The organism is Nocardia sp. NPDC005998, from assembly GCF_040614395.1.
Lineage (GTDB): Bacteria > Actinomycetota > Actinomycetes > Mycobacteriales > Mycobacteriaceae > Nocardia.
The window spans coordinates 25,069-45,180 of sequence record NZ_JBEXUI010000042.1; the positions used below are offsets into that span (position 1 = coordinate 25,069).

A 20,112-nucleotide genomic window follows, 5' to 3' on the forward strand; every position below is an offset into this window, starting at 1 on the left:
GTCATATGTGCGAAAGCATTGGAGCACAGCAAGGGACTGCGCAGTGCGGACAGACGGCCGCGGCGCCCGATCGACTGCGAACACCCGCGTTGCCACGAACCCGACCACCAGTCGCGCCGACCGACATCATCGGCAGGTAGGTCGAACACTGAACCACCGGTGCCCGCGGACTGGCGGCTATGCGTCTTGCAGTGGTTCGATGCGCGCCGGAACGTGCTTATGCCACGGCGTTCCGGCAATCGCATCGCGCCAGGCGGCATCGGTGAGTTCGTTGGCGGCCACTCCGGTGCGGGTGCCGTCGGGCAGGTCGAGGCCGAGGCCGTTGGGCAGTGACGCGTGACCGGGTTGCATGCGGTCGTTGATTTCGACGGCGGCGACGGCGCTGCCGCGGCGGGTGGTAATGCGGGCGTGGTCGCCGGTGGTGAGGCCGAGGGCGTCGGCGTCGGTGGGGTTGAGGCGCAGAGCGCCTTCGGGATCGCGGCGGCGCCAGGTGTTGTCGCGGAAGATGGTATTGGCGGTGAAGGAACGACGTTCACCGGCGGCCAGGACGAACGGGAATTCTGCGGTGGTGTGGGTGGCCGGGGTGCTGGGAAGTTCGCGCAGGGCGTGCAGTAATTCCGGGATCGCCGGGGAGATTCGCGGCTGCGGCAGGTAGTCCCAGGCGTCCGGATAATCGTCGACGGTGAAGGTGACCCCGGAGCGGCCCGCGAGGATGGCATCGAAGAGGGCGTCGGCGTCGGCGTGGCCTGCGCGGCGCATGGCGGCCGGATGCACCTTGGCGACCCGCTGCGCGAGCGCCCACAGAACCGCGGCGGAGCGCGCCCCGTCGGGCAGGGTGGGACCGAGCGTTTCATAGAGCAGGTAGGGGGCGAGCGCGCCGATCTTCTTGTCCAGGGCGAGTAATGCGGCAAAGGCCAGGGCGTAGGGGCGGCGGCCGAGTTCGGCGGCGGTGCGCAGCACGGCCAGCCGGGTGCGGCCGACGGTGCCCAGCTCCCGGATCAGGCGGGCATAGATCTCGGGTTCTGGCAGGGTGCCCGGCAGCGGGTCGAGCACCGGCGCGCGCAGATGAAAGGTGTTGTGCGGGAACTCCAGATTGAAGAAGGTGGCCTCCCATTTCTCGAACTGGCTGGCCGCGGGCAGCACATAATCGGCGTGACGTGCGGTTTCGGTGAGCGCGACATCGATGACCACGACCAGATCCAGTGCGTCGAGTGCGGCGCGGAAGCTGGTCGAGTCGGCCAGCGAATGTGCGGGATTGGCGGATTCGATGATCATTGCCCGGAACCGGTCGGGGTGGTCGGTGAGGATCTCCTCGGCGATCGAGTTGCACGGGACCATGCCCCCGAGGATGGGTGCGGCGGTGACCGGGCTGCGTTTGATGTCGCGGCTATAGCCCGCCAGCGGGACCATCCACGAATGTGGTTGCATGGCACCGGGTTTGGCGAAATTTCCGGTCAGCAGCCAGAGCAGCTTGTTCAGATAGGAGATCAGCGTGCTGTTGGGGCTCTGCTGGACGCCCAGATCCTCGTAGGTGGCGACACTGCCCGCGGTACCGATCCGGTGCGCAGCAGTGCGCAGCAGTTCGACCGGAACACCGCAGGTTTCGGCGTAGGCTGCGACGTCGATATCGCGGAGTGCGGCGGTGACGGTGTCGACCTGGTCGAGGTGTTCGGCGATGAAGGTGTGGTCGAGCAGATCGTCCTGGACCAGGATCGCCAGCAGCGCGGCTAGGCACCACGCGTCGGTGCCGGGACGGACCTGCAGGTGGATATCGGCCAGATCTGCGGTTTCGGTGCGCACCGGATCGAGCACGATCATGGTGCGGGCCGGATCCTTGGCGATCTGCTGCAGTACCGTGCGCGCGCGTGGCACACCGTGCGACTGCCAGGGGTTCTTGCCCAGGAATACCGACACCTCGGCATGTTCGAAGTCGCCGGTGGTGTGGCCGCCGGTCAGATGCGCGTCGACCCAGCCCTCGCCGGTCTTCTCCTGCGCGAGCGCGGTGGAGCGGTAGCGGCTGCCCAGTGCGCGCCGCAGGGCGCCGCTGTACGCGCCGCCGAGGTGGTTACCCTGTCCCCCGCCGCCGTAGAAGAAGATCTTCTCGCCGCCGTGCGTTTCCTTGACCTTCGACAGTCGTGCGGCGACCTCGGAAATCGCAGTATCCCAATCGATTTCGATGAAACTGCCGTCCGCCTCGCGGCGCAGCGGAGCGGTCAGGCGGGTGCCGCCGTTCTGATAGTGGTCCAGGCGCAACGCCTTGTTGCAGGTGTATCCGGCCGAGGCGACGTGGTCCTTATCGCCACGGATCTTGGCGAAGCTGCGACCGTCGAGTTGGATCAGCAGCCCACAGTTGTTCTCGCACAGGATGCAGGCGGTCTTGTGCCATTCTCCTTGTGCGGCAGCAGCATTGGCTTGCTCGCGGTTCGACCGCTCGACATTGCCGACCGGATCGGCTGGTTGGACTCGGCTGCCTTGCGGCGTGGCGGTGCTCATACTGCTCCTGTAGATCGATGTGGGTCGGCGCCGTAGCGCACGTCAACTGGTCTGGTCGACGCGTGTGCCGTCGATCCACGCCTTGGGGTCGGCGAGGAACGGGGTATCGCCGAGCCGGGCGAGATCGTCGAAGAAGGCGTCCTGGGTGCGGGTGGCGGCCTTACTGCTGCCGGTGGACAGGAACGCGGCCAGTTCGTGGTTCAGACCACGCGACAGCGACTTTTCGGTGCCGAAGTAGATCGCGCGTTTGAGTTCCTTGATGACGACCGGATTGCGCGCGGCCAGCCGGGCGGCGGTGGCCCTGGTTTCGGCGAGCAGATCGTCTTCGGCGATCAGCCGGTGCACCAGACCCAGACGCAGCCCCTCCTGCGCGCTGAGCGGTGTGCCTTCCAGGGTGAGCTCGATCGCTTTGGCCGCACCGATCAGCCGCGGCAGGCGCTGGGTGCCACCGCCGCCGGGAATCAGATCGGCGATGGACTCGATCTGGCCGAGTTTGACGTGGTCGGCGTCGGCGGCATAGCGGATATCGCAGGCCAGCGCGATCTCATGGCCGCCGCCGAGGGCGGGACCGTTGATGGCGGCGAGGTAGACCACGCGTGATCGGTTCATCCGCATGGTCGTTCGCTTCCAGCGATAGCCCCACACCATGCCGGTGCCGAGGCCGCCGCCGAAACGCTCGAGCACCCGCGCCGCGCCCGGCACCCGCAGACCGGTATTGAGCACCGGAATCAGCGGCGCGATCGCGCGGGCCGGGAGGAACGGATGCGGCATCGCGAGCATGCCGGTCAGCGCGTTCGGATCCGCATGGGTGAGGAAGCGCCCCGGGAGCCCGCCGGTGAGCACGATCGCACCCACCGTGTCATCGGTATCGGCGGCCGCGGTGAGCAGATCCAGATCGCGCACGACGGCAGGGGTGACGAAGTTCAGCGGTGGCGCGACAACGGTCGCGGTGAGCACTCTCCCGTTGCGGGCCAGGTCGATCGTCTCCAGGTCGAGCTCGGTTGCTCGCGACATCGGCGTCTCCTCGGGTCGGCGCATCGGCGACGGGCGCGGTGAAACCTTCTCGTGCGTACCCGGTACTGATTATGGTCCCCACCATAATCCGGATGTCAAGATGCACTGCCGACCGATCGGTCGTGTTCGGGGTAGATGGCGAGGTTCAGGGCTAGGTGGCGGGCAGTGGTGTGTGTGCCGTGCTCGATGCCGGGTTCTGTTCACCGACCTGCCCCATGGCCGCGGCGGGTGCCGTGGCTGGGGCGTGGTGTGACTCGAGGGTCGGTGCGGCTCGCGCGGTGGTTGGTTCAGTGCCAGATGGCTTGGGTAAGTGCGGTGCTGGTGTAGAAGGCGCCGATCCCCGCGATGATCGTGGCGGCGAGGTTGGCGATCGCGTGGAAGCGTGCGCCGGTTTGGGTTAGGCGCAGGGTTTCGTAGGACAGAGTCGAGTAGGTGGTCAGGGCACCGCAGAAGCCGGTGCCTATCAGCAATTGCACGTTGGGGCCTACGGCTGCCGCGGTGACCGCGCCGGTGAGAAACCCGAGAGTAAAGCTGCCCACGATGTTGACGGTGAAGGTGCCCCACGGGAAGACGGTGTCGTGGCGGGCCTGGACGAGTCGGTCGGTGAGGTAGCGCGCGGGAGCGCCGATCGCGGCCCCGGCAATGACGAGCAGCCAGGTCATGATTGTTCGGTGCGGCCGACGTAGCGGATGACTTCGACGGGGTCGAGGATGACGAGCCCTTCGGTGACGAGTTCATCGAGCTGGGGCAGGAATGCGCGGACGCGGTCGGCGGAATCGATGATGATGATGGCGACCGGCAGATCCTCGCTCAGCGACAGCAGCCGGGTGGTGTGGACGCGAGAGGATGCGCCGAAGCCCTCCACGCCGCGGAACACGCTGGCCCCGGCCAGTCCGGCGTGGTGGGCGCGGTGGACGATCTCGCTGAACAATGGTTTGTGGTGCCAGGTGTCGCTTTCGCCGATGAACACCGTCAGGCGTAGCGCATCTCCGGTGAGGCGGGTCATCGTGTCCTCCGGTCGATGAAGGTGTGGGTGAGGGTGGCGGCGATCCAGGTAGCAGTCAGCGCGAGGATCGGTGTGGCGGCGAGGTAGATCAACCCGGCGGCGGCGTGACGAGTGTCGACGAGGCGGTGGAAGTCGGCGGCGTAGGTGGAGAAGGTGGTGTAGCCGCCGAGGACACCGGTGCCCAGGAACGGGCGCAGCAACCGTTGCCCGGTCCAGACTTCGGCGATCAGGACCATGAGAGCGCCCATCACGGCGCAGCCGGTGATGTTGACCAGCAGCACGGTCCAGGGAAACGCGCCGGGCGCGGTTGGCCACCGCAGTGCAGCGGCGTAGCGGGCGGTGGCGCCGATCGCGCCGCCCAGGGCGATCACAGCAAGGACGGGAGCGTGCTCGCGCAGCCGTGCACGACGCGGTCGGGCAGCGAACGGATCTGATCCGGCTGTGGTGGCAGGTGATGGTGTGGGCACGTTTCTCCTACTCGTGGCGCGCCCAGTGGGCGCTGGTCGTCACAAGTAGGGACCGTTGGCGGTGCGTGACCGCGGTTCGGGTCCGGCGAGCCCCACCGCCGCGCGGTTCCGATCAGGCGATGGGTTCCGCAGACTGCTGAGCCTAGCCCATGCCGCTGCTCCGCAAGTCGCTACGGCAGCTGAACAACATTGCGTAGAAAAGTCCACCACTGCTGGCGAACCCCAGCATGACGAGCCCGCCAGTCGCCAACGCCAGCCGCAACGCAGACGATCGGCGCGGTGGGCCGCCGCGACCTGCGGCTAATCGCCGGGAGTGCCGATGGTGGCGGCGAGGTGCGACTGGAGTTCGCCGACGGTGTCCTCGAGCGGGGCCGTATCGCGTTCGACTCGACACAGCGCGATCGCGCCCTCGACGGCGGCGACCGTCAGGGTGGCCATGCGGCGCGAGCGCGCCGGGTGCAAGCCGTGGCGGATCAGCAGGTCGGTCAGGGCGGTATTCCAGCGGGCGAAGATCGCGGCGGCAGTCATGGCGAATTCCGGTGCGTCGTCATTGGTTTCGACGGCGACGGCGAAGATCGGGCAGCCCGCGCGGTAATCGCTGTCGATAAGGGTCCGCCGCCACAGCGCCACGAACATGTCCAGGGCGACTATCGGATCGTTATCGCGGGTGATCGTGTCGATGAATTCCGACATCGAGCCACCGGCCGCGGCCAGGGCATCGGAGATCAGCTGGGTGCGACCGCCCGGAAAGTGGTGATAGACCGAACCGCGCGGTGCGCCGGTATTGGCCAGCACCCGGTCCACACTGGTAGCGCTCGCGCCGTGGATACGCAGGGATTCGATCGTGCCCTCGATCATCCGCCGTCGCGCGTCCCGCACCCGTGGGCGCGCCGGAGCATCCTTATTCGATCGGCGTGTCGCTGCCATATAGCCATGGTATGGGACTCCCCATAATCGCGGGACGGTCGAGCCTGGTCGAGCCTGGTCGAGCCCACCGACGCCGTAGACGACGCACCAGCGCACGCCGACAATGGCGCGCAGCTGGATGCGATCGGCCCGCGGACAGACCGGAACGACCCCGGGCCATCCTTCGGTGCGCAGGCGGGCGGGAGCGACGATGCCCTGAGTCACCTGGCCGGAGCTGTCCTCTCGCACCTGGCCGTTGACGTCCTACCGCACGCGGCTCGCGTGGAACTCCAGCACCGCCGCCAGGGTCTCGTCGGGGGCTTCGAGCTGCGGATAGTGACCGATCTTCGGCAACTCCACCACATCCGGATTCGGAATCAGCTCGCGGTAGCGACGGACCATATGCGCACCGGAGACCGGGTCGAGCAGCCCGTCGATCAGCCGGACCGGAACCGGCGTATCGCGCAGCGCGCCCACCCACCGTTCGCGGTTCGTCTTGCGCTCGCCCATATACCGAATGAGCTTGTGCCCATTGCTCTTCCCATGCTTGCTGCACCACAGGATCCAGAACTGGTCCAGTTCTTCGGTGCTCGGGCGGGTGTCGGGTCCGAAGACCGCGGCGAGGTTGCTGCGGAAGACCCGTTCGGTGCCGAATACCCCGACCAGTGGTCCGAGCGGACCGGCCAGCAGCTTCTGCACCATCCGCGCCCGGTGGGTCTCGGGGAACAGCCCGCCGTTGAGCAGGCATAGCGATTCGATCACCAGCGAGTCGTCGCCGTCGGCGCGGCGTTGCGCATCGCGGGCCAGCAACTCCTGGGCGACGGTATCGCCATAGTCGTGGGCCAGGATGTGCACGCGTGAGATCCGCTGCTCGCGCAGCAGGTTCTCGTGGATATCGGCCTGATCGGCGATCCGGTAGTCGTAGTTGCGGGGTTTGGCCGACCAGCCGAAGCCGATCATATCCGGCGCGATCACCCGGGCGAAGCGCTCGCGCAGACCCGGCCACACCGCATGCCAATCCCAGGACGCGGTGGGAAATCCGTGGATGCAGAGCAGATTTCCGTCGCCCCTACCGCTGCTGTCCTGCCAGAAGATCTGGTGGCCGCGGTGGGTGTGGCGTCGCCCGCTCGCCCGCCAGGACGCAAACTCTTCCATGTCTACCTCCTTCGTGCCGACAACTATTGCGCGCGAACGCTACCGCCACAGCCATTCCGGGGAACCGACCTGACTGTCCGTGTCACATACCGTGCGGTCTATTTGAGCCGGGTATTTGCTCTGCGAGAATGCCAACGTGCATCTCGCGATCGGCCTGGTTGTTCTAGTCGCCTCGGCGGCGTCGCTTGCGGCGCTCGCGCGACGGTTCGGGATATCCGAACCGCTGGTATTGACGCTGGCCGGGGTGGTCGGGTCGTACCTGCCGCACGTGCCCGAGGTGCATCCGGATCCGGAGATAATTCTGCTCGGATTCCTGCCGCCGCTGCTCTACACCTCCGCGATCCGCACCTCGCTGGTCGATTTCCGGGCCAATGCGCGCACGATCGCGCTGCTGTCGGTGGGACTGGTGCTGTTCAGCACGTTCGCGGTCGCGGGGGTGGTGTGGTGGCTGCTGCCGGTGCCGTTCGCGGTGGCGGTCGCCTTGGGCGCGGTGGTCGCGCCGACGGACGCGGTGGCCGCGACCGGGATCGCGCGGCGCATCGGCATGCCGCGCCGGATCGTCACCATCCTCGAGGACGAGTCGATGTTCAACGACGCGACCGCGCTGGTGACGGTGCGCACCGCGATCGCGGCGGCCGCCGGAACGGTGTCGGTGTGGAAGGCCGGTGGTGACTTCCTGCTCGCGGCGGGCGGCGGTGCCGCGGTCGGCATCGTGGTCGCCTATCTGCTGGCGATGCTGCGGCGACGGATCAACGATCCGGTGCTGGACACCACGCTGTCGTTTCTGGCGCCCTTCGTCGCCTACCTGCCCGCCGAAGGCATCAAGGCCTCCGGTGTGATCGCGGTGGTGACCTGCGGCATGGTCCTCGGCCACGGTGCGCCGGTATGGCAGAGCGCCGCCTCCCGAATCGCCGAGCGCACCAACTGGCGCACCATCCAGTTCATTCTGGAGAGCGTCGTCTTTCTGATCATCGGATTGCAGATGCGTGCAATCATCGAGGGCGCGTGGGGCAGCGGACTCGATCACCGCACCCTGATCGTGGCGGCGGTGGCGGTCATGCTGACGGCAATGCTGTCGCGGCCGCTGTGGGTATTCCCGGTAGCGCTGCTCTCGCGCAAACTCGGCCTGTCGAATGCCGATGTGCCGCTGACCCATCCGCTGGTGGTGTCATGGGCGGGGATGCGTGGGGTGGTCACCCTGGCCGCGGTGCTGCTGCTGCCAGCCGATACCCCGCAGCTTGCGGTACTCAAGTTGCTCGCGCTCGTCGTCGTCGCGGGAACGCTACTGCTGCAAGGGACTTCGCTGCCGTGGGTGGTGCGACGGCTGCATGTGCGCGGACCCAGTCGCGCGGAAAACGCGCTGCAGAAGGCGAATCTGTTGCAACAGGCCACCGCGGCCGGACTCGCCGAACTGGAAAAACACATCACCCCGGATACGCCGCCGGGGGTTGTCGAGAGCCTGCGTGATCGGGTCACGGGCAGGACCAACGCGTACTGGGAGCGGCTCGGCCGCTCGGAATCGGAATTGGCGACACCGACCGCGGAATATCGGCGGCTGCGACTCGAGATGCTGCGCGCGGAACGGGAAACGGTACTGCGCGTGCGGGATTCCGGCGGCGCGGACTACGAGATCCTGCAGTATGTGCTGTCCCGGCTCGACCTCGAGGAATCAATGATCGACCGCTTCGACGAAACCGAGGAGGAGCGCGTCGAACCGCTGGCCGCGCCCGCGGCCGCCGACTCGTGCGAACATCTGCAGGCCGCGCCGCTGCTGCTCGAGCCGAACGAACCCGATGAATGCAAGGAATGCCTGGCCGAGGGACTGACCTGGGTGCATCTGCGAATGTGCCTGTCCTGCGGGCACATTGCCTGCTGCGACTCCTCGGTGGGCAATCACGCGACCAAGCACTACGGCAGCACCGGGCATCCGGTGATGCGCAGCGTCGAGCCGGGTGAGGCGTGGCGGTGGTGCTATGTGGACGAACTGCTCGGCTAGCGTCGAAACGCTAGCTCACCGGCGGGCGTGCGAATAGATCAACCGCGCGTACTCGGCCAGCAGCTGGTCCAGCGAAATGTCCTCACCGCCCGCGGCGATCTGCTGGTAGCCGATCAGCATCGACATACCGAGCGCGGTGACCACCGCGGTGGTCTCATCATCGCCCACAACGCCTTTGATCGCCTTGTGCACGGTGCGGCGACGCGATTCGTCGACCCGCTTGAGCGCGAGATTCACCGATTCGTCATTGGCGGCCCAGGCGCGGATCGCGGCCTCGGCGGCGTGGTGCAGACCCGAGGCGAGGTCGGACATGGCGCGGATATCGTCATCGGGGTTGCCCTGGTTGAAGTTCAGCGTGCGCAGGATGACGACCTGGCGGTTCTCCCAGTGCTCGAGCAATGCGTCCACGAAGCCCTGCCAGCTGCCGAAGTGATGGTAGAACGAGCCGCTGGTGACCCCGAGACGGCGGCACAGCACGCCGATATTGAGGCCTTTGAAGCCGAGTTCGGAGAGGACCTCCAGAGCGGTGTCGAAATACTGCTCCTTGGTGACCACTCGTGACATTCGCAGACGCCGTTTCTGTTCGTGCGGGCAGGGGTGGGAGGACCAGACAGTACCTCATCGTATTGCCGTCGCGCTGGAACGTAGCGAAGTCTACGAAATAGCATCGCCACGTCGTGAAGGTACCCGTGACCGGTCGAAACATGCAGTGGCGTAGTCGAACAGAGTTTGCCGGCGCGATGCGGAACCCTGCGATTTCATTACAGAGCAAACGCTCTGTTATAGTCGTGGCATGCCTCGCCCCCGGACCCATGATCCCGACGCCGTGCTCGATGCCGCGGAGTCGCTGGCCGTGCGCTCGGGTCCGGCGGCGGTCACCATTCGTGCCGTCGCCGCCGCGACCGGAGTCTCCAACGGCGCGATCTATCACACCTTCGGTTCGCGCGCGGAACTGTTGGGCCGCAGCTGGTTACGGGCCGCACGGCGATATCTGACCATGCAGATGGACCTGGTCGAGGCGCATCTCGGGGCCTCCGTGGTGGTTGCCCCGAGTTCATCGAACGGCCGGGGTGCCACGCATTCGCCGGAGGTCGTCGCGGCGGTACTCGCCGCGGCCGAGACGCCGGTCGAATTCGCGCGCCAGTTCCCGGATTCGTCGAAATTGCTGCTGACCGTCTCGCGCGACGAACTGCTCGGCGACGAACTGCCCGACCAGGTCGCGACCGAACTCGCCGGAACCGATGACGCGCTGGTGGCGCTGATCATCCGCCTGTCCCGCGCGCTGTGGGGCCGGGGCGACGGCGCCGCGGTCGATGTGATCACCACCTGCGTCGTCGATCTGCCGACCGCCATTCTGCTGCGCCGGGACCGGATCACCGAACCCATTGCCCGCGAACACCTGCGAGCCGCCGTGCGCGCGGTGCTCGACGTGGGCCCACCCGACCGAACCTCGAAACCCAACCCCGACAAAGGAACACCATGAGCACACTGAGCTACCACGAGAAGATTGCCGTCCTGGACCTGGGTGTGGACGAAAACCGTTTCACCCCAGCCTTTCTCGAGACCGTCAACGCCCACCTCGACGCCGTGCTCGCCGAGGGCGCCGATGCGCTGGTGACCACCGGGAGCGGAAAGTTCTACTCCAACGGCCTCGACCTGGACTGGCTGGTCGCCAACGGCGAGCGCACCCAGTGGTACATCGGCCAGGTGCAGGCGCTGTTCGCCCGGGTGCTGACCCTGCCCATCCCGACCGCCGCCGCACTGCCCGGCCATGCCTTCGGTGCCGGCGCCATGCTCGCCCTGGCCCATGACTACCGCGTAATGCGCGGCGACCGGGGCTACTTTTGCCTGCCCGAGGTCGATATCCGCATTCCGTTCACCCCGGGTATGGCCGCGCTGATCCAGTCCAAGCTGACGCCCAAGGCCGCAGTCGCCTCGATGACCACCGGTCGCCGCTTCAGCGGCGTCGACGCCAGGGCACTCGATATCGTCGATGCGACCGCGGGCGAAGGTACGGTCACCACCGAGGCCCTCGCGCTGCTCGCCCCGCTCGGCGCCAAGGACCCCGGGACGCTCGGCGCGATCAAGAACACCATGTTCGGCCCGGTCGTCACCAAGCTGACCGAGACCGGCTCGTAAACCGCTGCGCCCCGGTAGGTTGCCAAGCAGTCGACCCAGGAGCCCGCTATGACCGACGCCGCCACCCTGCACCGCGAGGGCCACATTGCGATCATCACCCTGAACCGGCCCGAGGCGATGAACGCGGTAAACGCCGCGCTCTCGACTGCCGTCGGCGCGGCCCTCGAAGAGTTGGCGGCCGATCAGGAACTGCGGGTCGGGGTGATCACCGGTGCCGGTCGCGCGTTCTGCGCGGGCGCCGACCTCAAGGAATTGGCGCGCGGCAACGGCATTCACGATCCGCAGCACCCGGAATACGGATTCGCCGGTCTGGTCCAGCATTTCGTCGATAAACCGCTCATCGCCGCCGTCAACGGATTCGCCCTCGGCGGCGGCACCGAGATCGTACTGGCCTGCGATCTGGCGGTGATGAGCGCCGACGCCCACCTCGGACTGCCCGAGGTCACCCGCGGCCTGTTCGCCGCCGCGGGCGGGGTGCTGCGGCTGCCACGCCAGATCCCGCCCAAGATCGCCCATGAGATGGTGCTCACCGGAACCCCGATCGATGCCGCCGCGGCCGCGCACTGGGGACTGGTCAACCGGGTAGTCCCGGCCCAGCAGGTACTGCCCGCCGCAATGGAACTCGCCGAGACGATCGCCGCCAACGCACCGCTGTCGGTGCGCGCCTCCAAGCGAATCATGCACCGCGTCAACGAGTTCGGCTCCGAATGGGACAACCCGATCTGGGAGATGAGCTTCCACGAGGCGGCCCCGATCTTCACCAGCAAGGACGCGCTCGAAGGTCCGCGCGCCTTCGCCGAGAAGCGTGCGCCGCAATGGCGCGGTGAATGATGGGATTGCCCGCCTACCCGGAGCCGTCCGCAGCGCCGTCGGTGAGGTGCCTGTCGAAGAAGGCGAAAATGCGAAGCCAGGCATCGCGGGTGGCGTCGGCGTCGTAGCCGAGGCCGGTGACCCGCAGCACGGGGTCGATGGCGAACACATTCGCGAAACCGTGCATGGTGCCCGGATAGGTCTTGATGTCGTGTTCGACACCGAGTTCGGTGAGCGCGCGGTCGAGTTTGCGGCCCGCGCCGATGAGCGAGGGATCGAGTTGCGCGTAGCTGGCCACCACCGGACACGCGCCCTCGAGCTGGGCGCGGTAGTCGCCGTAGAGACCCGGATAAAACGGCGCGGACGCATCGAAACCCATAGGCGCGGTGAGCAATGCGAAACCGCCACCCATGCAGAAGCCGATGACCGCGGTCTTACCGGTGCAGTCGGGCTCGGCGACGAGCCGGTCCCGGGCGGCCAGGATCTCCCGGATCGCCGGGCTCGCACCGGTCAGGATCAGCGAGCGCATTACCGCGCGGATGCAGCGCACCCGGCCGTTGGCGAACAGGTTCGGGGCGATGGTGAGATAGCCGTAGTCGGCAAGCATTTCGACATTGGCGCGCAGATCGGGGCCGAAGCCAATGGCGTCGTGGATCACCACGACACCGGGCCACGGCCCGCTCCCCGTCGGCCGGGCCAGGATCGCCTCGAGGGTGCCGTCCGGCGCGTCCAGCTCGATGGTGTTCATGACCAGAATGTATGTCACTGTCTCAGACGTGTACAGCCAAGCGGTGGCTATCGCGTGGCGCGCTCGAACGCGCGGCGTGAGTCTCGGCGCCGCCGCCGGTGGCACGCCCGCGTGGTGGATCGGATCGACACCAGGCCGAGGCACGCCCGCCCGAAGGACATCAGCGATCCGCTCCATGCCGCCCGCGACTCGGAAGTTACCTCGCTGTGGCGGCTGGTCCCCCGATGTGGTCGATGATGCGGCGACGCAGCGGAATCGAGCGAAAACGGCACGCGCGCACCATGTCGCGACCTACGGTCGGGAAGAAATTCCGCCGAAGTGATTGTGATGGGTGTGATGACCGAACCGAATACCTCCTGTGCCGCGTTCCAGCGCGTTGCCGCAATCGAACCCGATGCGATCGCGGTGCGCTCCATCGGTGGCGGGCAAGCACTGACCTGGCGCGAGTACGCCGAACAGGTCCGGGCGATCGCGGCGGGACTGCACGGGCTGGGGATCGGGCGCGGCGATACGGTCGCGCTGATGATGGCCAATCGGGTCGAGTTCTATCCGATCGAGGTGGGCACGCAGCACACCGGCGCGACCTCGTTCTCGGTATACAACACCCTCGCGCCCGAGCAGTTGAACCATGTCTTCGGTAATGCGGGCAACCGCGTGGTGATCTGCGAGGAGCAGTATGTCGAGCGGGTCCGCACATGCGGTGCGCAGATCGAAACCATCGTCTGCATGGATGCCGAGCGGGCCGGAACGATCAGCCTCGCCGAACTGAAGGCCAAGGGCCGCAATGATTTCGACTTCGAGGCGACCTGGCGGGCGGTGCGCCCCGACGATATCGCGACGCTGGTCTACACCTCGGGTACCACCGGGAATCCGAAGGGCGTCGAGATCACGCACGCCAATGTGACCGCCGAGGCGCATGCGTTCAACGCGGTGCTTCCCGTCGAATTCGGCGACCGGCAAACCTCCTACTTGCCGACCGCGCATATGGCCGACCGGTTCACCGGCCTATATCTGCAGGAGTACTACGGTACCCAGATCACCGTGGTACCGGACCGAACCCAGTTGCCTGCGGCACTGGTGGACGCCCGGCCCACGATCTGGGGTGCGGTGCCGCGAGTGTGGGAGAAGTTCAAGGCGGCGGTCGAATTCTCCGTCGCCAATGAACCCGACGAGACCACCAGGGCCGCACTGCAATGGGCGCTCGGCGTGGCCGCGCGCAAGGCCGCCGTGCTGCTCGACGGGCGCACCGTCGATGCGGAACTGGCCGCCGAATGGGCCAAGGCGGACGAGCTGGTGCTGTCGAAGCTGCGCACCGGACTCGGCCTGGATCAAGTGAAGTGGGCGATGTCGGGCGCCGCGCCGATCCCACCGGAAACTCTCGGCTTCTTCTGCGGCCTCGGCATCCCGATCAGCGAGATCTGGGGCATGTCCGAACTCACCTGCGTGGCCAGCGCCAGCCCGCCTGCCGAGGCACGCCTGGGCACCGTCGGACGGATGCTGCCCGGCTCGGAAGCCAAAATCGCCGAGGACGGCGAATTCCTGGTCCGCGGACCGCTGGTGATGAAGTGCTACCGCAAGGAACCGGGTAAGACCGCCGAAGCCGTCGACGCCGACGGCTGGCTGCACACCGGCGATATCCTCACCCGCGACGCCGACGGCTACCTGCGGGTCGTCGACCGAAAGAAGGAACTCATCATCAACGCGGCCGGAAAGAATATGTCCCCCGCCAATATCGAGAACACCATCAAAGCCGCCACCCCGCTCGTGGGTTCGATCGTCACCATCGGCGACGCGCGCCCCTACAACACCGCCCTGATCGTGCTGGACGCCGAATCCGCAACACCCTATGCGGCCCAACACGGTCTCCCCGACCCCTCCGCCGCCGCACTCGCCACCGACCCCGGCGTCATCGCCGACATCGCCCAAGGTGTCGCGGCAGGCAACGCGAAACTATCCCGAGTAGAACAGATCAAACGCTTCACCATCCTCCCCACATTCTGGGAGCCCGGCGGCGACGAAATCACCCTCACCATGAAACTGCGCCGCAAACCGATCGCAACCAAATACGCCCCCGAAATCGAAACCCTCTACACCCCAACCCCACCCACCACAGTCCACACCCCCGCCCCCTAACCCCCAAGCTGGACATACGATCACCATGCGCTGGTGCAGGCAAACGCCGAGAGCGCCCCTGCGTCAGCGCATTCTCACCCGCTGCATGTGCCTGGGGCGGGTCAGGGGGGTGGGTGGTGGAGGGCTTGGACGGGGCAGGATTCGATTGCTAGTTCGGCGTCGGGGTGGTCGGGGGCGGGGATCTGGTCGACCAGGATTTGGACTTTGCCGGATTTGTCGATCTGGAAGACGTTCGGTAGTAGGGCTTCGCACATGCCGTGGCCTTGGCAGCGGGAGCGGTCGGCGGTGATTTTCATGCGGGGCGCCGGGATTCGACGTGGGTGGTTTGCAGGCGGATGGGGAGGCCGTCGAGGGGGGTGGGGCCGGTTGCCCAGCCCATTGGGGGGACGTAGTCGGTGGGTACCGACCATTGGTAGTGCAGCAGCATGCGGTGCATGATCGCCTTGACGGTCATGCCGCCGAAGTACAGGCCGATGCACTTGTGTGCGCCGCCGCCGAAGGGGGCCCAGACATAGCGGTGCGATTTGTCCTCGTGGCGCTGGGCGGTGAAACGCTCCGGATCGAAGACATCCGGGTCGTGCCACCAGCGGTCGATGCGCATCGCGGAATGCGAGCCGATGACGACTATGGTGCCCGCGGGGACGAAATGGCCCTGAAGTGCGGTGTCGCGCACCGTCTCCCGGATCTGCTGGCCGACCGGGGAGTACATCCGCAGGATCTCCTTGAACACCAGATCCAGGGCGGGTAGCCGGTCGAGATCGTCGTAGTCCAGCGAATCCTTGCCCAGCGCTTGTGATTCCGCGCGCAGCCGGTCCTGCCATTCGGGGTGCAGGCCCAGCTGATAGCCCATCATCGACAGCGCGATGGTGCTGGTGTCGTGCGCGGCCATCAATACGAAGATCAAATGGTCGACGATGTCCTGATCGGTGAAGGTATGGCCCTCATCGCTCGCGGTATGGCACAGCACACTGAACAGGTCATCGCCGCTGCACGTACGTCTTGCGGGCATTTCCGCGCGACAGTAGTCCTCGAGCACCTTGCGCCCGCGCAATCCTTTCGCCCACAGACCCCCGGGCAGATTGGTTCGGACCAGCGCCTGTCCACCGCGCACCGCATCGATGAACGCCCGCTCGAGCCGGGCGGCCTCGGGGCCGAGGCGTGCGCCCATGAACACCTCCGACGCCATCCGCAGCAGCAGGTCCTTGGTCGCGGGGAACAACTGAAAGTCATTGCCGGGCAACCAGTCACCCATGCCGCGGGCGATCGCGGGAGTGGTGATGTCGAGATAGCCGACCAGCCGCTGCCGGGTGAAGGCCTGCTGCAGGATGCGCCGGTGGTAGCGGTGCTCGTCGAAGTCGCGCAACAGGATCCCGCCGTGGAAGAACGGTCCGATGAAGAAGTCGTAGCCACGCCGCGCGGAATACACCTTGTCGCGGTCGGAGAGAACTTCCTCGATCGCCTCCGGGCTCACCACCATGACGACGCGGCGTCCGAGCATGCCGGACCACTGGACCGGACCGTACTTTTCGAAGCGGCGCCGGGCGAAGTCGAGATTGTCGGTCATGGCCGGGAGCGCGTGCCCGATCACCGGCAATCCGTAATCACCGAGCACCGGCCGTAATTCGCTGCCCGCGGGCGGTTCGGCGAGGGTTCGGGTCCGAGTGGGATAGCGCTCGGCCAGTGCGGCCGCCGCGTACTTTGCCCGAAGGGCAATGGTCGCCATGGTCGTGATCCTCTCGCACCTTTGCGAAACTTCTGTGACCCAGACCATACCGGAATCGCTAGTTTCCGTAAACGCTTGTTTCCTGATTGTGCTGCGGCATACTGACCCTGTGACACGGGCAGCGACCGGGATCTATCGTGGTACCTCCGCCGAACAGCGGCGCGAGGAACGCCGGCGTCGCCTCATGGACGCCGCACTCGACATCATCGGCACCCAGGGCTGGGCGACCACCACGGTGCGCGGAGTCTGCGAACAGGCCAAGGTGGGCCCGCGCTTCTTCTACGAGAGCTTCTCCGACCTCGATGCCCTGGCCGCGGCCGTGCACGACGAGATCATCGACACCGCTATCCGCAGTTCTCTGGACGCCCTGGCCGCGGCACCCGACGGCATTGCGGCCAAAACGCGAGCCGCGGTCACCGCCATCCTCACCTCCGTCATCGATGACCCGCGCCGAGCCCGGGTCGCCTTCGCCGAGGCGCACGGCAGTGAAACACTGATGCGCCGCCGCGCCGCCGCCATGCGTACCATCGCCGATGTCGTCGCCGATCAGGAACGCGCGCTGCTGGACCCGCCACCGGGCAGCGACATCCTGGTGCGCGCGGTCTCGCTGATGATCACCGGTGGCGCCGCCGAACTGGTGCTGGTCTGGCTCGATGGCGGCATCGACATCAGCCGCGACGAACTCATCGACCTCTGTGCCGAATTCGTCCTCACCTTCGCCGACAACCTCGCCACGATGGCCGCGCGTCTGCCGCCCAGACCGGCTCACTGACGCGTTTTACAGGGGAAAGGTCAGGCGGTGGGGGCTGAGGTAGTCGAAGGGGTCGTGCATGGGGCGCAGCTGCGGGCGGCGGTCGGCGGCGATGCGGGCCAGTTCGCCGCGCAGGGGTGCATCGTAGGTGGCGGCTGAGGCGGTCAGACCGGGCAGCCAATTGTCGTGGTGGCTGGGCACGAACAGTTCGGGGCGGATCGCCTCGATGTAGCGGCGGGGGTCGCGCAGGCCGTTCACGATCTGGTTGAAGCCCTGGACCGCGCCGATCTGCACGTTGGTGGACGGTAGCTCAGCGAAGACGTCGAAGACCTGCGGGGCTCTTTCGGTGAGCGGACCCGAGGAGTCGTGCCAGAGCAAGGAGAATCCGGGTACGCGGAATTGATAGAGCAGGCTGCCGCCCTCTGGATCCTTGAGGCGCGGCGCGCTCTGCAGCACACCTGCCAACGTGGGTGGATGACGCACGAGCGCGTGCAGTTCCGGCCTCGGGAAGAACGGTGCGGATCCGCCCGGCCGCTCGGGTGCGGTCGGTGCGGAGTGCACGTGGCGGACCGCGATCACCTCGACCGGGCCGACGGTGAAGTCGTGCCGCTCTCCCGGCCGCGAACTCGCGTCCCCGAGCGCGACCGTTTCGAACGTCGGATCCGCCACTTGCGCACGGATATTCGCGCCATGCTCGGCGGTTCCGTACACGACAGCTCCGCAGGCCTGCGCGATCCGCCCCGCGTCACCGGCGTGATCGAAATGCCCGTGCCCGATGAAGATCGCCTCCGGCGCCAGATCCGCTAGATCCTGCGCGGTCGCGGGCAGATAGCCAGTACTCGTCAACCGCGGCACCCACGCATCCAACAGAAACACCGAACCGGCCAGGGCGAACGCATAGGTCGTGCACCCCACCCAGGACAGCACCACCCGATCCGCACGCACCGCACCGGTATCCGGATCCACCACATCCGCCCCGAAAAACCGCGTGCGTGCCGCAACAGTCCGCGCATCCCCCTGCCCGCCCGAGCCTGCCAACCGCCCCGCCGCAAGCACACCCCCCGCCTCGATCACCCCACCGATCCGGTTCCGCCAACCCATCAATCCGCGAGGATGAATACCGCACACCCGTGTACAACACCACGGATCGCCCCGCTGAACAACCCATCCGCCACCCGCCAGCGATCCCACCCGAATCCGCTCGATCAACCCGCCACGGCACACACGCCTTCCCGCCGCACCTGCGGTCGAGCTGGTTTGAACCTCGGTGACCAAGCGCAGGTCCAGGTTGCCGAGCTGGGCGGCGCATGGCAGCGCCGGGGTCATCTGCCCGTCGCGGATTTCGGCGGCGCTGCCTATGGTTTTGCTGTCGTGATGTGGCGGTCGAGGCGGTGACCTGGGGACCGCAGTCGGTGCGGCACGGATGGCTGCGCATCGACTGCGGTCGAGGCCCTTGCGGTGCTGTCTGCCGCAGTGACCCGGTGGGGCCGGCTCTGAGCTACAGCCGCACGCCGAGTAGACCGTCCACAGCGGTGGCGACGAGAGCTGGGGCCGCGCTGTCCTGGCCGCCGTAGTCCAGGGCCTGAGTGGCCCAGTTGTCCAGGGCGGCAAGGGCTTTCGGGGTGTCGAGGTCGTCGGCGAGATGTTGGCGCAGACGGGCAATGGTGTCCACGGCGGCGGGGCCGGAGGCGAGTGCGGTGGCGCGGCGCCACAGGTCCAGGCGGCCGGTGGCCTCGGCGAGGACGGTGTCGGTCCACATCCGGTCCTGGCGGTAGTGACCGGCCAGCAGGCCGAGGCGGATGGCGGCCGGGTCGACTCCGGCGCGGCGCAGCTTGGAGACCAGCACCAGATTGCCCCTGGACTTCGACATCTTCTCGCCGTCCAGGCCGATCAGACCGGCGTGCACATAGTGGCGGGCGAAGCGGCGGCCCGCGATGAGCGCCTCGGCGTGCGCGGCCGAATATTCGTGGTGCGGGTAGATCAGATCGCTGCCGCCGCCCTGGATATCGAATTCCGGGCCGACGCGGTTGAGCGCGATCGCCGCACACTCGATATGCCAACCGGGGCGGCCGGCACCGAACGGGGCGGGCCAGGACGGCTCGTCGGGACGGGCGGCGCGCCACAGCAGCGCATCGATGGTGTCGCGTTTGCCGGGACGATCCGGGTCGCCGCCGCGCTCGGCGAACAGGCGATCCATGGTCGCCCGGTCGTAGCCGGATTCGTAGCCGAATTGTTCGGTGGCGTCGGCGCGGAAGTAGATATCGGGGAACTCGGCATCGTCGACCGTGTACGCCGCACCCGAGGCCAGCAGCTTCTCTACGAATTCGACGACCTCGTCGACGGATTCGATCGCGCCGATGTAGTCGCGCGGCGGCACGATCCGCAACGCGGACATATCCTCGCGGAATAGATCGATCTCGCGGGTGCCCAGATCACGCCAGTCCAGACCGTCGCGGGCCGCGCGCTCGAACAGCGGGTCGTCGACATCGGTCACGTTCTGCACGTAGTGCACATCGTGGCCCGCGTCACGCCAGAGCCGGTTGACCAGATCGAAGGTCAGGTAGGTGGCGGCGTGCCCGAGATGGGTGGCGTCGTAGGGGGTGATCCCGCAGACGTACATGGTGGCCGTGGCGCCCGGGGTCACCGGGCGAACCTGGCGGTCGGCGGTGTCGTACAACCGCAACGGAGGCCCTGCTCCGGGAATTGTCGGTAGGGCGGTATCGGACCAGGACTGCATGATTCGAGAGTAAAGGTGTGGTGGCGGCCATTGC

At 67.1% G+C, this 20,112-nt stretch carries 19 protein-coding genes; 6 read left to right on the top strand and 13 right to left on the bottom strand.

All coding sequences use genetic code 11. The features are described from left to right. Positions 1-177: 177 nt before the first annotated feature. The 7 genes from ABZ293_RS35380 to ABZ293_RS35410 all read right to left on the bottom strand — a co-directional run bounded on the left by ABZ293_RS35380 (position 178) and on the right by ABZ293_RS35410 (position 7,041). Entirely contained in the window at positions 178-2,493 is a 2,316-nt protein-coding gene (locus tag ABZ293_RS35380) for a molybdopterin-dependent oxidoreductase (RefSeq protein ID WP_355187951.1), read from the bottom strand. A gap of 42 nt (positions 2,494-2,535) precedes the next feature. After that, positions 2,536-3,507 (bottom strand): enoyl-CoA hydratase/isomerase family protein, encoded by a 972-nt coding sequence (locus ABZ293_RS35385; protein WP_355187952.1) that lies wholly within the window; start codon positions 3,505-3,507, stop codon positions 2,536-2,538. Positions 3,508-3,794: 287 nt separating this feature from the next. After that, positions 3,795-4,169, bottom strand: coding sequence for a fluoride efflux transporter CrcB (gene crcB, locus ABZ293_RS35390; RefSeq protein ID WP_355187954.1), 375 nt, complete (start codon positions 4,167-4,169; stop codon positions 3,795-3,797). Beyond that, positions 4,166-4,513, bottom strand: a complete 348-nt coding sequence (locus ABZ293_RS35395; protein ID WP_355187956.1) for a DUF190 domain-containing protein — start codon at positions 4,511-4,513, stop codon at positions 4,166-4,168. The genes crcB and ABZ293_RS35395 overlap by 4 nt, the downstream gene beginning before the upstream one ends. Beyond that, entirely contained in the window at positions 4,510-4,884 is a 375-nt protein-coding gene (locus ABZ293_RS35400) for a CrcB family protein (RefSeq protein ID WP_355187958.1), read from the bottom strand. Before ABZ293_RS35400 ends, ABZ293_RS35395 begins: the two co-directional genes overlap by 4 nt. Positions 4,885-5,280: 396 nt before the next feature. Next, the gene (locus ABZ293_RS35405; RefSeq protein ID WP_355187960.1) at positions 5,281-6,135 is read right to left on the bottom strand and encodes a TetR/AcrR family transcriptional regulator; all 855 of its coding nucleotides are present in this window, start codon (positions 6,133-6,135) and stop codon (positions 5,281-5,283) included. A 15-nt stretch (positions 6,136-6,150) separates the two neighbouring features. Then, the gene (locus ABZ293_RS35410) at positions 6,151-7,041 is read right to left on the bottom strand and encodes an alpha/beta hydrolase (protein ID WP_355187962.1); all 891 of its coding nucleotides are present in this window, start codon (positions 7,039-7,041) and stop codon (positions 6,151-6,153) included. A 136-nt stretch (positions 7,042-7,177) separates the two neighbouring features. Here ABZ293_RS35410 and ABZ293_RS35415 point away from each other — a divergent pair, with 136 nt between their 5' ends. Further along, entirely contained in the window at positions 7,178-9,037 is a 1,860-nt protein-coding gene (locus tag ABZ293_RS35415; protein ID WP_355187964.1) for a Na+/H+ antiporter, read from the top strand. Between the two features lie 15 nt (positions 9,038-9,052). Here ABZ293_RS35415 and ABZ293_RS35420 read toward each other — a convergent pair whose 3' ends face one another. Further along, positions 9,053-9,601, bottom strand: a complete 549-nt coding sequence (locus ABZ293_RS35420) for a TetR/AcrR family transcriptional regulator (protein ID WP_354955246.1) — start codon at positions 9,599-9,601, stop codon at positions 9,053-9,055. Between the two features lie 229 nt (positions 9,602-9,830). On the opposite strand from ABZ293_RS35420, the gene ABZ293_RS35425 reads away from it, so the two are divergent. Genes ABZ293_RS35425 through ABZ293_RS35435 form a run of 3 tightly spaced genes read left to right on the top strand, consistent with a single transcriptional unit; the run spans position 9,831 to position 12,007 of the window. After that, positions 9,831-10,520, top strand: coding sequence for a helix-turn-helix domain-containing protein (locus ABZ293_RS35425; RefSeq protein ID WP_355187966.1), 690 nt, complete (start codon positions 9,831-9,833; stop codon positions 10,518-10,520). Beyond that, positions 10,517-11,176: an enoyl-CoA hydratase-related protein gene (locus ABZ293_RS35430; RefSeq protein ID WP_355187968.1), complete on the top strand. Its 660-nt coding sequence runs from the start codon at positions 10,517-10,519 to the stop codon at positions 11,174-11,176. Before ABZ293_RS35425 ends, ABZ293_RS35430 begins: the two co-directional genes overlap by 4 nt. 48 nt (positions 11,177-11,224) lie before the next feature. Further along, positions 11,225-12,007, top strand: a complete 783-nt coding sequence (locus ABZ293_RS35435) for a crotonase/enoyl-CoA hydratase family protein (protein WP_355187970.1) — start codon at positions 11,225-11,227, stop codon at positions 12,005-12,007. A 13-nt stretch (positions 12,008-12,020) separates the two neighbouring features. Here ABZ293_RS35435 and ABZ293_RS35440 read toward each other — a convergent pair whose 3' ends face one another. Beyond that, a complete protein-coding gene (locus ABZ293_RS35440) occupies positions 12,021-12,734 on the bottom strand; it encodes a dienelactone hydrolase family protein (protein WP_355187972.1) in 714 nt (237 codons plus the stop codon). A gap of 336 nt (positions 12,735-13,070) precedes the next feature. Between ABZ293_RS35440 and fadD11 the strand changes: the two genes are divergently transcribed. Continuing rightward, entirely contained in the window at positions 13,071-14,867 is a 1,797-nt protein-coding gene (fadD11, locus tag ABZ293_RS35445; RefSeq protein ID WP_355187974.1) for a fatty acid--CoA ligase FadD11, read from the top strand. 101 nt (positions 14,868-14,968) lie between these two features. Here fadD11 and ABZ293_RS35450 read toward each other — a convergent pair whose 3' ends face one another. Continuing rightward, positions 14,969-15,163 (bottom strand): ferredoxin, encoded by a 195-nt coding sequence (locus ABZ293_RS35450; protein WP_355187976.1) that lies wholly within the window; start codon positions 15,161-15,163, stop codon positions 14,969-14,971. After that, on the bottom strand, positions 15,160-16,590 hold the full coding sequence (locus tag ABZ293_RS35455; RefSeq protein ID WP_355187978.1) for a cytochrome P450: 1,431 nt from the start codon (positions 16,588-16,590) through the stop codon (positions 15,160-15,162). Before ABZ293_RS35455 ends, ABZ293_RS35450 begins: the two co-directional genes overlap by 4 nt. A 109-nt stretch (positions 16,591-16,699) precedes the next feature. Here ABZ293_RS35455 and ABZ293_RS35460 point away from each other — a divergent pair, with 109 nt between their 5' ends. Next, positions 16,700-17,362 (top strand): TetR/AcrR family transcriptional regulator, encoded by a 663-nt coding sequence (locus ABZ293_RS35460; protein ID WP_355187980.1) that lies wholly within the window; start codon positions 16,700-16,702, stop codon positions 17,360-17,362. A gap of 6 nt (positions 17,363-17,368) precedes the next feature. On the opposite strand, the gene ABZ293_RS35465 is transcribed toward ABZ293_RS35460, so the two are convergent. Both ABZ293_RS35465 and mshC read right to left on the bottom strand, forming a co-directional pair. Beyond that, positions 17,369-18,442: an MBL fold metallo-hydrolase gene (locus ABZ293_RS35465; protein ID WP_355187982.1), complete on the bottom strand. Its 1,074-nt coding sequence runs from the start codon at positions 18,440-18,442 to the stop codon at positions 17,369-17,371. Between the two features lie 397 nt (positions 18,443-18,839). Beyond that, entirely contained in the window at positions 18,840-20,078 is a 1,239-nt protein-coding gene (gene mshC / locus ABZ293_RS35470; protein WP_355187984.1) for a cysteine--1-D-myo-inosityl 2-amino-2-deoxy-alpha-D-glucopyranoside ligase, read from the bottom strand. Between the last annotated feature and the right edge of the window lie 34 nt (positions 20,079-20,112).

What these genes read in the sequence shown, in the direction of transcription:
- ABZ293_RS35420 (WP_354955246.1), bottom strand. Translation starts at nt 9,601, where the DNA reads ATGTCACGAGTGGTCACCAAGGAGCAGTATTTCGACACCGCTCTGGAG.
- ABZ293_RS35425 (WP_355187966.1), top strand. Translation starts at nt 9,831, where the DNA reads ATGCCTCGCCCCCGGACCCATGATCCCGACGCCGTGCTCGATGCCGCG.
- ABZ293_RS35440 (WP_355187972.1), bottom strand. Translation starts at nt 12,734, where the DNA reads ATGAACACCATCGAGCTGGACGCGCCGGACGGCACCCTCGAGGCGATC.
- ABZ293_RS35395 (WP_355187956.1), bottom strand. Translation starts at nt 4,513, where the DNA reads ATGACCCGCCTCACCGGAGATGCGCTACGCCTGACGGTGTTCATCGGC.
- ABZ293_RS35435 (WP_355187970.1), top strand. Translation starts at nt 11,225, where the DNA reads ATGACCGACGCCGCCACCCTGCACCGCGAGGGCCACATTGCGATCATC.
- fadD11 (WP_355187974.1), top strand. Translation starts at nt 13,071, where the DNA reads ATGACCGAACCGAATACCTCCTGTGCCGCGTTCCAGCGCGTTGCCGCA.
- ABZ293_RS35465 (WP_355187982.1), bottom strand. Translation starts at nt 18,442, where the DNA reads ATGGGTTGGCGGAACCGGATCGGTGGGGTGATCGAGGCGGGGGGTGTG.
- mshC (WP_355187984.1), bottom strand. Translation starts at nt 20,078, where the DNA reads ATGCAGTCCTGGTCCGATACCGCCCTACCGACAATTCCCGGAGCAGGG.
- ABZ293_RS35385 (WP_355187952.1), bottom strand. Translation starts at nt 3,507, where the DNA reads ATGTCGCGAGCAACCGAGCTCGACCTGGAGACGATCGACCTGGCCCGC.
- ABZ293_RS35450 (WP_355187976.1), bottom strand. Translation starts at nt 15,163, where the DNA reads ATGAAAATCACCGCCGACCGCTCCCGCTGCCAAGGCCACGGCATGTGC.
- ABZ293_RS35455 (WP_355187978.1), bottom strand. Translation starts at nt 16,590, where the DNA reads ATGGCGACCATTGCCCTTCGGGCAAAGTACGCGGCGGCCGCACTGGCC.
- ABZ293_RS35380 (WP_355187951.1), bottom strand. Translation starts at nt 2,493, where the DNA reads ATGAGCACCGCCACGCCGCAAGGCAGCCGAGTCCAACCAGCCGATCCG.
- crcB (WP_355187954.1), bottom strand. Translation starts at nt 4,169, where the DNA reads ATGACCTGGCTGCTCGTCATTGCCGGGGCCGCGATCGGCGCTCCCGCG.
- ABZ293_RS35430 (WP_355187968.1), top strand. Translation starts at nt 10,517, where the DNA reads ATGAGCACACTGAGCTACCACGAGAAGATTGCCGTCCTGGACCTGGGT.
- ABZ293_RS35410 (WP_355187962.1), bottom strand. Translation starts at nt 7,041, where the DNA reads ATGGAAGAGTTTGCGTCCTGGCGGGCGAGCGGGCGACGCCACACCCAC.